Source organism: Rickettsia tamurae (assembly GCF_000751075.1).
Classification (GTDB): Bacteria; Pseudomonadota; Alphaproteobacteria; order Rickettsiales; family Rickettsiaceae; genus Rickettsia; species Rickettsia tamurae.
In genome coordinates this window covers 133,331-147,862 of record NZ_CCMG01000014.1, presented here as the reverse complement: position 1 = coordinate 147,862, position 14,532 = coordinate 133,331, and the positions used below count along the sequence as shown (strand labels likewise).

Here is a 14,532-nt window from a genome sequence, read left to right as displayed (position 1 = left end):
ACTTATATCCTAATAAATAGTTTAATTAAAAATTGTACAACAATTTTTTATTTTAAATATATATTTTTATGTCACTTATTAACTTTATTTAATTTAAACTGTATAATTTAATTATGTCAAATGATAATTTACGACCGCCTGCTCTTTCTAAAAAGCAATTATTTGCTTTTTTTGGTATGGTTGTCGGGATGTTTATGTCGGTACTTGATATTCAGATTGTCGCTAGCTCATTATCCGTAATAGCTGCCGGTCTTGCTGCATCAAGCGATGAGCTTTCTTGGGTTCAAACATCGTACTTAATAGCTGAAGTTATCATTATTCCTATTACCGGCTTTTTAGCAAGGTTGCTTTCTACTAGAATTTCTTATTTTATTGCAGCTTTAGGGTTTACGGTTATGAGCGTATTATGTTCGCTTGCAACTAATATTGAATCCATGATTATCTTTAGAGCATTACAAGGATTTTTTGGCGGTGCTATGATACCGACGGTCTTTAGTACCGTTTTTATAATTTTTCCTGCATCGCAACGTCCTACCGTTACTATCTTAACTGGACTTGTCGTAACTGTTGCCCCTACTTTAGGACCTACACTCGGTGGATATATTACGGAGATTTTATCATGGCATTTTATGTTTTTATTAAACGTCATACCCGGTATTTTCGTATGCACGGTAGTTTTTTTATATGGGGATTTTGATAAACCAAATTATAAATTACTGAAAAATTTTGATTTTCTCGGTATATTATTAATTGCTTTAACGCTCGGCTTATTACAGTATGTTTTAGAAGAAGGAAACAAAAAAGGTTGGCTTGAGGATAATTTAATATTATTCTTAAGTATTGCAGTAGCTTTAGGTTTTATTTTATTAATCATTAGAGAACTAACCTTTATTAATCCAATTTTAGACTTAAAAACATTTCTTTATAAAGACTTTACTTTTGGTTGCCTTTATTCGTTCGTTATGGGTATCGGATTATACGGGGCAGTATATATATTACCGCTATTTCTCTTTACTATTGCCGGATATGATACATTACAAATCGGGGCTACTATGATGGTGACGGGCGGAGCACAATTTTTATCTACACCACTCGTCGGTAGAATGTTAGGGCTAGGAGTAGATTTACGCCTGATGCTTATTATAGGGCTTGGAGGGTTTGCTCTTGGATGTCATTTGAATAGTTTTCTAACGCCTGATTCTAAATTTGCTGCATTTGTGCTTCCTCAATTTGTTAGAGGGCTTTCATTAATGTTTTGTTTTATACCGACTAATAATATAGCTCTTGGCAATATGCCAAAAGAAAGAGTAGGCAACGCTAGCGGGCTTTATAATCTTACTCGTAATTTAGGAGGAGCGGTAGGGCTTGCAATAATCAGTACTATAATTACTAATGATACTAAAACCTTTATGCAATATTTATCGGAAAATATCTCGTCTACTTCTATAATGGCATTAGAACAACTAGATTCTTACACTGAATTATTAAGCGGAAAAGTTTTGAATCCCGAAAAAGCATCATATTTGTTATTAGCAAACAAATTAAATAATGATGCTTTTGTAATTGCAATAAATAATATATTTAATATGATAGGGCTGTTATTTGTATTTATAATGCTACTAATACCTTTTACTTCAAATATCAAATTAACCGGAAATGTTAACGCTCACTAAAATTAAATTTATATTATATTTTCCTTGGTTATTATTAGAAATATGGAAATCAGCTTTCTCGGTTATTAAAATAATTTGGCAAAGAAAGATAGGGATAGAACCGATTTTTGAATGGGTTGACGCAAAAGGGCTAGAAGAAATAGGCGAAATAATGTATGGTAATTCGATTACTCTAACTCCAGGTACAGTAACACTTGATATAAATAATAATATGTTATTAGTGCATGCACTCAATAAATCATCGATTACCGACCTACAAAGAGGTATAATGATTAAAAAAATTAAGCAGATATTAAAAACAACTTGAAGTAGGAAATGATATCAGATATAAACGCTCTAAAGTATAAAAAAGTTTTACTTAAAGTTTCAGGGGAGGCTTTAATGGGAGACAAGCAATTTGGGCATGAATATGACGTAATAAAAAAGATTGCCGGCGATATTAAAGAAGTTATCGATTTAGGAGTAGAAGTCGCTATTGTAGTCGGCGGTGGAAATATTTACCGCGGGATTAATGCAGCACTCGTCGGTATGGACCGAGCTTCAGCAGATTATATAGGTATGCTCGCAACGGTAATTAATGCTTTAACACTGCAAAACGTTATGGAAAGCCTCAATATCTATACAAGGGTTCTATCGGCTATTCCTATGATGAGCGTGTGCGAGCCTTATATTCGCCGCAAAGCTAAAAGACATATGGAAAAAAAGCGTGTAGTAATTTTTGCCGGCGGCACGGGTAACCCATTTTGTACAACCGATAGTGCTGCAGTACTTCGTGCAATCGAAATGAATTGCGATATTTTATTAAAAGCAACTCAGGTTGACGGTGTATATGATTCCGACCCTAAAAAAAATCCGGATGCTAAAAAATATTTCACTATCAGCTATAAAGATGTTATAACTAACAACCTGCAAGTCATGGATACGGCAGCTATTGCAGTTGCAAGAGAAAATAAATTACCTATAAGGGTATTTTCGATAAAAGAACAGGGAAATTTTACTAGAGTAATACAAGATAAAGGGGAATATACAACAATTGAGGAAATGTAGTATAGTGTCATACCGTGGCTTGACCACGGTATCCATAAAAAAGTAAAAAAACTGGATGCCGTGATCAAGGAACTAGCATGACATAGGTAACTACACCAGTAATGCTTATACCAAATAAAAATATAATTATTAGTATGGATAAAATAAAGATGAGTAAAGAGAATTTAAAGAAAAACTTACAAAAAAAGATGGAGAAAGCTCTCAAAGTTTTAGATCATGAGCTTAAAGGGCTACGTACGGGTAGAGCTTCGGTTAATTTGCTTGATAGTGTAACCGTAGAAGCTTACGGGAGTAAAATGCCGCTTTCACAAGTTGCTTCTCTATCCACCCCTGATGCACGAACAATTAACGTGCAGGTTTGGGATAAATCTATGGTATCATCGGTAGAAAAAGGAATTACGATAGCAAATCTTGGCTTAACTCCAGCAACAGAAGGTCAATTAATCAGACTACCTATACCGGCTTTAACCGAAGAAAGACGTAAAGAATTGGTAAAGCTTGCTCATAAATACGGTGAAGATACTAAAATTTCATTACGTAATATTAGAAGAGATGGCAATGAAGAACTTAAAAAGCTAGAAAAGGATAACGTTATCGCAAAAGATGAGCATCATAGCTTATCTGAACAAGTACAAAAGTTAACCGATGATTATAGTAGTAAAGTTGACTCGGTAATAAAACAAAAAGAACAAGAAATAATAACTGTTTGACTTTCTATGTCATTCCTGCTTTAGATTTGTTGCGTGGATACTGAATCGTCATTGCGAGGAGCGAAGCGACGTGGCAATCCAGAAAAATAATTAAAAAAATTCTGATTTACAGAATTTTTTTACTGGATTGCTTAGTTGAAACTTACAGTTTCTTCTCGCAATGACGGAAAAATCGATCCACGCAAGCAAGCTTTCACAGGAATGACATCATGCTATTACCACTCAAAATAATAAAACTATGATAACAAAAGAAGAAGCACAGAAAATAGCAAAATTAGCTAGATTAAAATTTGAAGAAGATACTGTAGAAAAATTTTCTGCTCAGCTTAGTACTATTATGAATATGATTGATATTTTAAATGAAATAGATTGCAAAGATATAGAGCCTTTAACTTCGGTTTCTAATATAAATGCTAGAATGCGAGAGGATGAAGTTACGAGTTCTGATTTATCAAACAAATTATTTGATAATGTAAGCGGAAATAGTGCTCAGCTTGCTAAAGAAGTAAAATATTTTATCACTCCAAAGGTTGTTGAATAATTATGACGGGACTAAACAAATTAACAGTAGCAGACAGTGTAAAAGGTCTAAAAAATAAAGATTTTACAAGTAAGGAATTAGTTAATGCACATATTAAACAAATAGAAAAGCATAAAAACCTAAATGCTTATGTTACCGAAACTTTTGATTTAGCTTTAAAACAGGCTGAAGCAGCCGATCAAAATTATGCTCAAAACAAAGCAAGAACACTTGAAGGTATCCCGTTTGCCGCTAAAGATCTTTTCTGCATGAAAGGAATTAGAACTACGGCATGTTCTAATATACTGAAAAATTTTATACCTAATTATGAATCAAGTGTTACACAAAATATTTTTGATAAGGGCGGTGTGATGCTCGGCAAAACCAATATGGATGAGTTTGCTATGGGTTCAGCAAATATCACTAGTTGTTTTGGAAATGTAATTAGCCCTTGGAAAGCAAATGATGATAATGCTGATTTAGTTCCAGGCGGTTCTTCAGGCGGTTCAGCTGCGGCAGTTAGCGGATTTATGGCATCTGCTGCTCTTGGTAGCGATACGGGCGGTTCGGTACGTCAACCTGCAAGCTTTACGGGTTTAGTCGGGTTTAAACCGACATATGGTCGTTGCTCAAGATACGGAATGGTATCGTTTGCTAGCTCACTTGATCAAGCAGGGATATTTACTAGAAGCGTTTTAGACAGTAGCATCATGCTTGAAGCGATGATGGGGTTTGACGAAAAAGATTCTACTTCGATTAAAGCAGAAGTTCCAGAACTACAACCCGCTATCGGAAGTTCTATGAAAAATATGAAGATAGGCGTACCTATTAGCCTTGGTGAAGGTGGTATTATTGAACCTGATATTATGAAAATGTGGCAGGATACCATAGAGCTACTTAAAAACGCCGGTGCTGAAATAGTTGATATTACTTTACCGCATGCTAAATATGGTGTTGCCGTTTATTACGTAATAGCACCGGCTGAAGCTTCTTCAAATTTATCTAGATATGACGGTGTTAGATACGGTCTTCGGATAGAACGTGAAAATATGACGCTTGACGAAATGTATGAAATGACTAGATCAGCCGGATTTGGGGAGGAAGTAAAACGCCGTATTATGATTGGAACATATGTGCTTTCATCTAGTTGTATGGATGCATATTATCTAAAAGCTCAAAAAGTACGTCGTTTAGTTGCAAACGATTTTAATAATGCTTTTGCAAAAGTTGACACCATTTTGTTACCTGCAGCACCGACCGAAGCTTTTAAGATCGGTGAAAAACAAAATGATCCGACTATTATGTATTTAAACGATTTATTTACTATTCCTGCAAGTTTAGCCGGTTTACCTTGTGCATCGGTTCCTGCCGGGTTATCGGCACGAGGTTTACCTCTTGGGATGCAGATTATAGGTAAACAATTAGACGAATATAATGTTTTAAAAGTAGCATCGACAATTGAGTCAGGTGTAAAACATATTAAATTTGAGCCAAAGGGTTTTTAATTATGGCATATATTGAAGGTAATACGGGGAAATGGGAATATGTAATAGGGCTTGAAATCCATGCTCAAATTTCCTCAAAATCTAAGCTTTTTTCAGGAAGTAGTACTATTTTTGCAGCAAGTCCAAATTCGCAGGTTTCCTATATTGATGCAGCAATGCCCGGGATGTTACCGGTATTAAATAAGCATTGTGTACACCAAGCAATTAAAACAGGGCTTGGGCTTAAAGCTAAAATAAATAAATATTCGGTATTTGATCGTAAAAATTATTTTTATGCCGATCTGCCGCAAGGTTACCAAATTTCGCAATTTTACTATCCTATAGTACAAAACGGCACTATGGAAATACCGACTAGTACCGGCGATCTTAAAACTATTCGTATTAACCGTTTGCATTTAGAGCAAGATGCGGGTAAATCTATGCATGATCAATCACCACATTACAGCTTTATCGATTTAAATCGTGCTGGTATTGGGCTTATGGAAATTGTGACCGAACCTGATATATCATCACCGGAAGAAGCGGCTGAATTTGTAAAAAAGCTGAGAAATTTGTTACGTTATATCGGCAGCTGTGACGGTGATATGGAAAAAGGCTCGATGCGTTGCGATGCTAATATTTCAGTAAGACGTAGCGGCGAACCACTAGGCACAAGATGCGAAATTAAAAATATTAATTCAATTCGTAATATCATTAAAGCAATAGAATTTGAAGCTAAAAGACAAGTAGACTTGCTTGAAAGCGGTGAAGCAATAATTCAAGAAACACGCTTATTTAATGCCGATAGCGGCGAAACAAGAACTATGCGTTTAAAAGAAGAAGCACTTGATTATAGATATTTTCCTGATCCCGATTTATTACCGCTTGTTATTTCTGATGAGTTAATAAACGAGCTAAAAGCAAATTTACCTGAGCTACCTGATCAAAAGATTGAAAAATATACGAAGGAATTTGGCTTAAGTAAATATGATGCCGAAGTAATAGTAGCCGATGAATCGGTTGCTGAGTATTTTGAGAAAGCAGCAAATGAATGTAACCCTAAAATGCTTACTAATTGGCTAACTAGTGAGTTGTTCGGCCAATTAAATAAAGCATCGATAGGAATAAATGAATGCAAAATTACTCCTAGTAACTTTGCAAAACTGGTAAAATTAATAGAAAATGATACTATTTCCGGTAAAATTGCAAAAACCGTTTTTGAAATTATGTTTGAAACCGGTAAAGCACCTGATAAAATAGTAGAGGAAAAAGGACTTGTACAAGTTTCAGATAATAACGTGCTAAACACGGTAATTGACAAGGTAATAGCTGAAAATCCTGAATCAGTAGAGGGTTATAGAAGTGGTAAGGATAAATTATTTGGTTTCTTTGTAGGGCAGGTAATGAAAAAAACCGGCGGTAAGGCTAATCCGACGCTTGTGAATCAGCTTTTAAAGGAGAAATTGAGTTCTTGATGCTATTGCCCGCATGGATAGATTCTCCCGTCATTGCGAGCAGTCATAGGTTTTGTTGCATGGCTCACTTCTCTCTCTGTCATCCCACGACTCGATCGCGGGATCCAAATACTAATAATATTAGTATTTTTAGTTGTTTTCTGGATACCGTGGTCAAGCCACGGTATGACGCCGAACGGGTTTTTCAAGCCATATAACAAGCTCAATGCCTTGCAGGATGACACAGGACATACTCAAACTTAAAACATTATTTTTATGAAATTTCTGAAAATATTTTTACTATCTTTCTTACTAGTTTCTTGTGAAAAAAAAGAAACAGAAAAAACTTTAATAGTCGGTACTGCCGCAGATAATCCTCCTTATGAATTCATCCAAGACGGAGAGATTGTTGGGATTGATATTGATATTATCAAAGCAATAAGTGAACGTCTAAATAAAAAAGTTATCATAAAAAACTTCGACTTTAACGGTTTACTTGCAGCTTTGGTTAGTGAAAATATTGATGTTGCGGTGGCGGAACTTTCCGTAACACCGGAGCGTTCCGAATATATCAGCTTTTCCGATAATTACGCTACTGCAAGATTTGCTATAATATATAGAACAGGCGATAATATACAAAATAGCAAAGATCTAGAAAATAAAATAGTAGGAGTACAGCTCGGTAGTGTTTTAGAAAAAAAAGCACAAGATTTATCACAGACGATGAATATTAAAGTTCATTCTTTAGCAAATCATTTAATGTTAGTTGAAGAATTAAAAGCCAGAGTCATAGATGCTATTATTTCTGAGGAATTTCAAGGCAAAAAATTAAAAGAAAATAATTCAAATTTAGAAAGCAGTACTTTAGAAGAATTTTCATCCGATTTTGCTATAGGTATGTCTAAAAACTCAGGACTAATTAATGAAATTAATGAGGCAATCGATTCATTAAAAAAAGACGGAACCATTAACAAAATTATGAAAAAATGGCTGGGACAGTAACAGAAAGTCAATTTAAAGATGCTATGAGCCGATTCCCTCAGGGAGTGACTATTATAACAACAAATTGCAATAACGAACTTTTTGGTTTTACTGCTAGCTCTCTTACTTCCGTATCTTTAAAACCGCCGTTAATATTATTTTGCCTTAATAAAAACTCTTTTAGTATAAACAGTTTTCGAAAAAGTGATAAGTTTGCAATTAGTATTTTAGCAGAGAATCAAATTGATATTTCAAAACATTTTGCTAAATCACAACCTAATAAATTTACAAAAATTGATTATGTGCTTGGTAATAAAACTGATTGCCCTTTAATAAACGGTGCAACTTGTCATATAGAATGTAATAAATATGTTTCTTACGATGCCGGTGATCATGTTATATTTATCGGTGAAGTAATAAATACCGCTATTAAAAATGATTTAAAGCCTCTATTATATTTTCATAAATCTTATACTAGGTAGGCTCTGTGAACATTTCTAAAAAGATTTAATTTGAAAAATTGGCGTCGTCGTCTAATAAGATCTGCGGTTCGAACTATATTAAGTATACTCTGTGATCCGAGGGCTTTAGACTCTTTGCTCTTTTCCAAATTAAACTTCGTCTACTTACTGTTCATTTATTAGGAGTATACATTGCCAATATGTTAAATATCGGTCTTAGCGGTTCTACCGGTAAAATGGGAAAGGTTATTGCTGAAAGAATAGATAAATTTAAAGATTGCAAAATTTCAACAAAATTTAATAGTACTAATAATTTAGATGATTTAGATAATTTTTGTAAAAATTCTGATGTGATCATCGATTTTTCTACTCCTGAAATATTAGAAAAATTAATTAATTATGCATTAAAACATAATACAAAGTTAGTAATCGGAACCACAGGCCTCCAACCTCAACATTTTAAGCTTTTAGAAAAAGCAGCTCAAACTTTACCTGTTTTATATTCTGCAAATATGAGTATAGGAGCTAGTTTGCTTAGCTATCTAGCTAAAGAAGTAACAAAAATACTAGATGATTACGATGTTGAAATTCTAGAAACGCATCACCGTAAAAAAAAAGATTCACCCTCAGGAACTGCTATTATGCTTGCTGAAACAATTGCAAGCGAAAAAGGATTAAATATAACATTTAATCGTGGTAGTAGACTAAGAAGCGAAAAAGAAATAGGTATTTCCTCGCTTCGTGGTGGGAATGTTCACGGTATACATGAAATATCTTTCCTAGGTGACGATGAAATAATCACTTTAAAACACGAAGCTCTGAATAAAAATTCTTTTGCTATTGGTGCAATTAAAGCCGCTATTTGGCTACAAGATAAACCTTCTGCTTTATATTCAATGCAAGATATTTATAAAATATAATATAGCTTGAAAAAATACCTTTAAGAAGCTATCTGCAGAGATATTTTAACTGATAATTAAAGAACTTTTATAGCGAAAATTAATAAGATTTTTGCTGGAATAGTTACTTATATTTTAAAAAATCTTATAATTTGCAGCAAAAAAGAATTTAATTAGCTTTAAAATATCTTTACAGATAGCTTCTAAACGACTATATTTTATTATGTAAATAACATAATCCTAAGGTTACTTATGATCGATTATACAAAAACTTTAACTGCCACCTCAAAAAATAAAACTTTTGATGAAGGCTTAAGAAAATACATGCTTAAAGTATATAATTATATGGCTTTAGCACTTTTACTAACCGGTGTAGCAGCCGTAACGACTATATCAGTTGAGCCTATTTATAATTTAATGTTTCAAACAGGTTTCGGCACTATTATAATGTTTGCTCCGCTCGGTATTGCTTTATATTTCTTTATGGGCTTCGGACGAATGAACCTGCAAACGGCACAAATATTATTTTGGGTTTATGCCGGTTTAACCGGTATGTCGCTTGCATATTTAGCTCTTATTTATACCGGGGCATCAATAGCTCGTACTTTCTTTATTTGCTCTTCCGTTTTTGGAGCAATGAGTTTATACGGTTATAGTACAAGTAGAGATTTAACATCTATGGGTTCATTTTTTGCAATGGGTCTTATAGGTCTTATCATTGCTTCATTAGTCAACTTGTTTCTAAAAAGCTCGGCTCTTTCTTTTGCTACTTCTCTTATTGGAATAGTAGTATTTATGGGATTAATTGCTTGGGATACTCAAAAGATTAAGTCTATGTATTACATGGCAGGAAACAATGAAGTAGGACAAAAGCTTTCTATTATGGCAGCCTTTACTTTATATTTAGATTTTATAAATCTTTTCCTATATTTAATGAGATTTTTAGGCAATAGAAGAGATTAATTAGTATCATTCCTGCAAAGTCATGATTTTATTTCATGACTTTGGTTTTTTCATTGTCATATCACGATCAAATCTATAGTACCGGATAGTAATCCAGAAAAAATTCTGTAAATCAGAATTTTTTCTTCCTTGCAATTAATAGCAATTAATCAATTTATATAATAAATTTTTGAAGCATTAGTTAATATAATCAGGTTATTTTTATGTCTAAAGAGAAAACTCAACAGGAATTATTATTACAAGAGCAACTTTTTAAAGCCCTGAAAACTAACGATACAGCATTGAATGCCAAAATATCTAGAGCCTGCGAAGGCATTGCCGAATCCTGTTATTGACCTTTCTAATGACCAATCTCCTACTGCTGAAAGCCTATATATTAGCTATATGGCCCTAGCCGATTTAAATACTAAGGATTTAGATAAAGTTACAACAATAATAAAAAACTCGTTTCCAGGAGATAAAAACAAGGAATTGAGGGAAATAATCGATGCACCTCTTTTACAGCATTTAGTTATGGAAGATGCAATTGAACGACAGGTTGGATTAGATGATAGCCGATATAATGCAGATTACAGAAAACTTGAAGGAATAAGAAATCTTAATGACCCTAAAAAAGCAATTGATGCTATGCTACGTGATAAGAGGGTGGCACAACAAGCTGAGTTTGAGGGGAAAGGAAAAAAGCAGCAGGAGTCTCTGCCGACTATGTTGCTAAAGATAACGCCGGTAATACTTCTATTTTAAAACATTTTTATAAAACTCATGCTGCATGCCAAAAAATACAAGATAATAAGGCATGAAAACAGGCTATTGCTGACCGAAGAGACGGGGTACAAGAATTAATAGGCTCCTACCATGTATCAATTTTTATTACATGATCGAGCACCAAAAGAAGGGCTGGTAAAAGCGGATGAAAAACACCCTGATTCACTTTATGTACGTTCTAAATTTTTTGATAATGCTGTAACGCTAACAGAATTTTCCGGTTTATCAGGTCAAACTAGAGTCAGAGCTAATGATCAAAATTTAAAAAAGTTGGAAGGATTTGAAAAAACCATAGCTGCTTGTCATATGCTGGGGAAAGTAGATTATCATACTGATAATTTAATGGTGCAGGATGGTAAAACAATAACCAAAATTGATCATGGTCGCTCTTTTTTAGCATTTCATAAGGATTTTGGCAGTATGATTCAATCAACAGCTGAAATGTTTGCACATCCTGGTGTTGGCTACAGTGCTGCTATTAAAGCAGGTAATTTCTCATTTAGTATCGATAAATATAGCGAATCGTTAAATCAAATGATAAGTCAATTTGATGAGAAACAGATGGAAGCAATAGTTGATCAAAAAATTGATGAATTAAAAAAAGCTGGGTTTGATCCGAAAAATATTGCATTATCCACTAATATTAAAAATTTTGATGATTTGAGAAAATATTATAAAGGCAGTATAAAAGAAAATCTTGTTAATATGCAAGAAGTTGCCAAAGGAGCTGAGATAGTAACAAAATTCAGTAATGTTTTACCTGAATTTAACAATGGTGGTTGGTTAGAGGCTTTCGCTAATTCACCTGTAAAAGACCCGGTACTCTATGCAATAGATAATAACATTACAATTGAAGGTAAAGATGCTAAAGAGTGGGCGTATGAAAATAATTACCAAATTAAAACTTCTATAGGCTTGAAAAAAGAAATAATCAAGGAACAACAATGGAGCAAAAATTTGGAAGGAAAATGGAAAGAAAAAGAAGTTGAGGTTAAGACAGATAAAGTAGAAGTACAAATTTCTGATCCTGCAAAATCAATACGTATACAAGACAAATCTACAGGCGAAAAGTTGGAATCACTAATTGTTGATTTTATAAAGCAGGCAACAACTAAAAACGTAACCGATAAAGAAGTAGCAAAATTCTACGACAATATAATGAAAGAGCTAAAAAAAGAAAATTATCTTACCGAGCAAGATATTGAGGGTATAAAGAAAGATTTATCAGGATAATATCGAAAACACGACCAACTTATTAAATGCTAAATTTTTCAAGTTAAATTCTAAAGATACTATATATTACAAGGTAGGAAATTTTTGTGAAAAGATAGGTTTACCTAGTATCTCAAATTATTTTATGAAACAAATTTCTCCTGAGAATTTAAATAAAATTCATAATACAGAAAAACTTATAGCGGAAAGTATAAAAATTGGTAATGTACTACAACAGAAGAAGCAAGAAGGGCTCCAAACAAAAAGAGTAGAAGCGGTAAAAGGAATCGCATTCTCTAAATTACAAGCTAGGAAGGAAAGACAGCAACAAAGGTAAGCATTGTTGCGTGGATCAATTTCACCTCTGTCATCCGTGGCTCGACCACGGTATCTAGAAAAAAATTTAAAAAAGACTAGATCCTGCGATCAAGTCATAGTATGACATAATAACGTACAACAACTATAAATCCTTACCACCTTCCGCATTTTTTCTAGCTGACGGTGAGAGCATAATGCTTAGCTCTTTTAGAGCTTTATCCTCTATATAGCTTGGGGCGTTCATTAGTAAATCTTCAGCCTGTTGGTTTAAAGGAAACGCAATTACTTCCCTTATATTTGTTGCTTCCGCAAGCAGCATAACGATTCGGTCAATACCGGGGGCTATTCCACCATGTGGTGGAGCTCCAAACTTAAACGCTCTAATCATCCCTCCAAATCTCTTATCAACTTCCTCTTCACTATAACCTGCTATGGAAAATGCTTTATACATAATTTCCGGCCTATGATTTCTAATAGCACCGCTGGAAAGTTCAATACCGTTACAAACAATATCATATTGGTATGAGGTAAGTTCTAATAACTCTTCAGTGGTCTTAGCTTGCTCTAAAGCATCTATTCCGCCCTGCGGCATAGAAAACGGATTATGGCTAAAATCAATTTTTCCTGTTTCTTCATTTAGCTCATAGAATGGAAAATCGGTAATCCAGCAGAATTTAAAACAATCTTTTTCAAGTAAATCAAGCTCTTCACCAAGTCTTATTCTAACCTTACCGGCAAGTTTAGCAGCTTTCTCTTTCTTATCGCTAGCGAAAAATACAGCATCACCATTACTAATGCTAGCTGTAGCTTTTAGACTCTCTAATTGCTGCGGGCTTAAGAACTTTGCTACCGGTCCTTTTGCTTCACCGGTTTCACTAAACTGAATATAGCCGAGTCCACCTGCTCCTTCTGATATCGCAAACTCTATCATTTTATCGAAGAAACTACGAGGTAATGAAGCAGCTTTAGGGGCAGGAATTGTACGAACTATGCTACCTTTTTTAATGTTCTCTCTAAAGATTGTAAAATCGGAATCTCTAAATATCTCAGTTACATCGGCAATTATAATAGGGTTACGCAAATCAGGCTTATCAGAGCCGTATTTTAGCATAGATTCATTATATAGAATACGAACGAAAGGAGTCTCTGATACTTTCTTATCTGTAAATTTAGTAAATAAATCATACATCACAGGCTCAATAGTACTAAATATGTCTTCCTGTGTAACAAACGACATTTCTACATCTAGCTGATAAAACTCGCCGGGTGATCTATCGGCTCTTGCATCTTCATCCCGAAAACAAGGAGCAATTTGGAAATAACGATCAAAGCCTGAAACCATTAATAACTGCTTGAATTGCTGAGGTGCTTGCGGTAATGCATAGAACTTACCCGGATGCATTCTACTCGGCACTAAGAAATCCCTAGCACCTTCAGGAGAGCTAGCAGTTAAAATCGGTGTCTGAAATTCGGTAAATCCTCTTGCCGTCATCAAATGACGAATATGAGAAATAATTTGTGAGCGGAGTATTATATTATTATGTAATTTCTCACGTCTAAGATCTAAAAAGCGATGTTTAAACCTCGACTCTTCGGGAGCGTCTTTTTCGGTATTAATAACAAAAGGTAGAGTGTCCGCCGCTGATTCAATAATAAATTCCACAGCTAGCACTTCAACATGACCTGTCGGAAGCGTATTATTAATCGTGTCCTCTGATCTTGCTACAACTGTACCCCTTACCGTAATTACCGACTCATAACGCAAACGACTTGCATCCTCCATAAGCTGAGGGTTTTGATCGGTAAACACGATTTGAGTTATACCGTAATGATCACGTAAATCTATAAAAACTAGATTCCCGTGATCTCTTCTTCTATGTACCCAACCGGATAACTTAACTTCTTTTTCTACATCGGATATTTGTAATTCGTTACAATTATGAGTTCTGTATTTATGCATTTTTATTTTTTTACGATTTCCCCTATATTATATACATAAAATCGCAAATTTTCGCAAATAAAAACTAAAAATTTATCTTGCCAAA

General features: G+C 34.2%; 12 protein-coding genes and 2 pseudogenes. 12 read left to right on the top strand and 2 right to left on the bottom strand.

Annotated elements, in window-relative coordinates; translation table 11 throughout:
* Positions 1–113 precede the first annotated feature (113 nt).
* The 7 genes from MB29_RS05325 to gatB all read left to right on the top strand — a co-directional run bounded on the left by MB29_RS05325 (position 114) and on the right by gatB (position 6,909).
* On the top strand, positions 114–1,673 hold the full coding sequence (locus MB29_RS05325) for a DHA2 family efflux MFS transporter permease subunit (RefSeq protein WP_032139356.1): 1,560 nt from the start codon (positions 114–116) through the stop codon (positions 1,671–1,673).
* Entirely contained in the window at positions 1,657–1,980 is a 324-nt protein-coding gene (locus tag MB29_RS05320; RefSeq protein ID WP_032139355.1) for a monovalent cation/H+ antiporter subunit E, read from the top strand. The genes MB29_RS05325 and MB29_RS05320 overlap by 17 nt, the downstream gene beginning before the upstream one ends.
* Positions 1,981–1,988: 8 nt before the next feature.
* Positions 1,989–2,720: a UMP kinase gene (pyrH, locus tag MB29_RS05315; protein WP_032139354.1), complete on the top strand. Its 732-nt coding sequence runs from the start codon at positions 1,989–1,991 to the stop codon at positions 2,718–2,720.
* A gap of 149 nt (positions 2,721–2,869) precedes the next feature.
* Positions 2,870–3,430: a ribosome recycling factor gene (frr, locus tag MB29_RS05310; protein ID WP_032139392.1), complete on the top strand. Its 561-nt coding sequence runs from the start codon at positions 2,870–2,872 to the stop codon at positions 3,428–3,430.
* Positions 3,431–3,668: 238 nt separating this feature from the next.
* Positions 3,669–3,971 (top strand): Asp-tRNA(Asn)/Glu-tRNA(Gln) amidotransferase subunit GatC, encoded by a 303-nt coding sequence (gene gatC / locus MB29_RS05305; RefSeq protein ID WP_032139353.1) that lies wholly within the window; start codon positions 3,669–3,671, stop codon positions 3,969–3,971.
* Between the two features lie 2 nt (positions 3,972–3,973).
* Entirely contained in the window at positions 3,974–5,455 is a 1,482-nt protein-coding gene (gene gatA / locus MB29_RS05300; RefSeq protein ID WP_032139352.1) for an Asp-tRNA(Asn)/Glu-tRNA(Gln) amidotransferase subunit GatA, read from the top strand.
* Between the two features lie 2 nt (positions 5,456–5,457).
* On the top strand, positions 5,458–6,909 hold the full coding sequence (gene gatB, locus MB29_RS05295; protein WP_032139351.1) for an Asp-tRNA(Asn)/Glu-tRNA(Gln) amidotransferase subunit GatB: 1,452 nt from the start codon (positions 5,458–5,460) through the stop codon (positions 6,907–6,909).
* A 17-nt stretch (positions 6,910–6,926) separates the two neighbouring features.
* On the opposite strand, the pseudogene MB29_RS14490 reads toward gatB, so the two are convergent.
* A pseudogene (locus MB29_RS14490) lies at positions 6,927–7,109 on the bottom strand (MFS transporter); the annotation flags it as partial.
* A 55-nt stretch (positions 7,110–7,164) separates the two neighbouring features.
* Here MB29_RS14490 and MB29_RS05285 point away from each other — a divergent pair.
* From MB29_RS05285 to risK1, 5 genes and pseudogenes are all read left to right on the top strand, one after another.
* Positions 7,165–7,890 (top strand): ABC transporter substrate-binding protein, encoded by a 726-nt coding sequence (locus tag MB29_RS05285; protein ID WP_011271441.1) that lies wholly within the window; start codon positions 7,165–7,167, stop codon positions 7,888–7,890.
* Complete coding sequence (locus MB29_RS05280; RefSeq protein ID WP_032139349.1) at positions 7,875–8,351, top strand: flavin reductase family protein; 477 nt, start codon at positions 7,875–7,877, stop codon at positions 8,349–8,351. The genes MB29_RS05285 and MB29_RS05280 overlap by 16 nt, the downstream gene beginning before the upstream one ends.
* 179 nt (positions 8,352–8,530) lie before the next feature.
* On the top strand, positions 8,531–9,250 hold the full coding sequence (dapB, locus tag MB29_RS05275) for a 4-hydroxy-tetrahydrodipicolinate reductase (RefSeq protein ID WP_032139348.1): 720 nt from the start codon (positions 8,531–8,533) through the stop codon (positions 9,248–9,250).
* A 231-nt stretch (positions 9,251–9,481) separates the two neighbouring features.
* Positions 9,482–10,192, top strand: coding sequence for a Bax inhibitor-1/YccA family protein (locus MB29_RS05270; RefSeq protein ID WP_032139347.1), 711 nt, complete (start codon positions 9,482–9,484; stop codon positions 10,190–10,192).
* A 203-nt stretch (positions 10,193–10,395) separates the two neighbouring features.
* A pseudogene (gene risK1, locus MB29_RS08615) lies at positions 10,396–12,506 on the top strand (T4SS effector phosphatidylinositol 3-Kinase RisK1).
* Between the two features lie 123 nt (positions 12,507–12,629).
* On the opposite strand, the gene aspS reads toward risK1, so the two are convergent.
* On the bottom strand, positions 12,630–14,447 hold the full coding sequence (gene aspS, locus MB29_RS05255; RefSeq protein WP_032139345.1) for an aspartate--tRNA ligase: 1,818 nt from the start codon (positions 14,445–14,447) through the stop codon (positions 12,630–12,632).
* Positions 14,448–14,532: the final 85 nt, after the last annotated feature.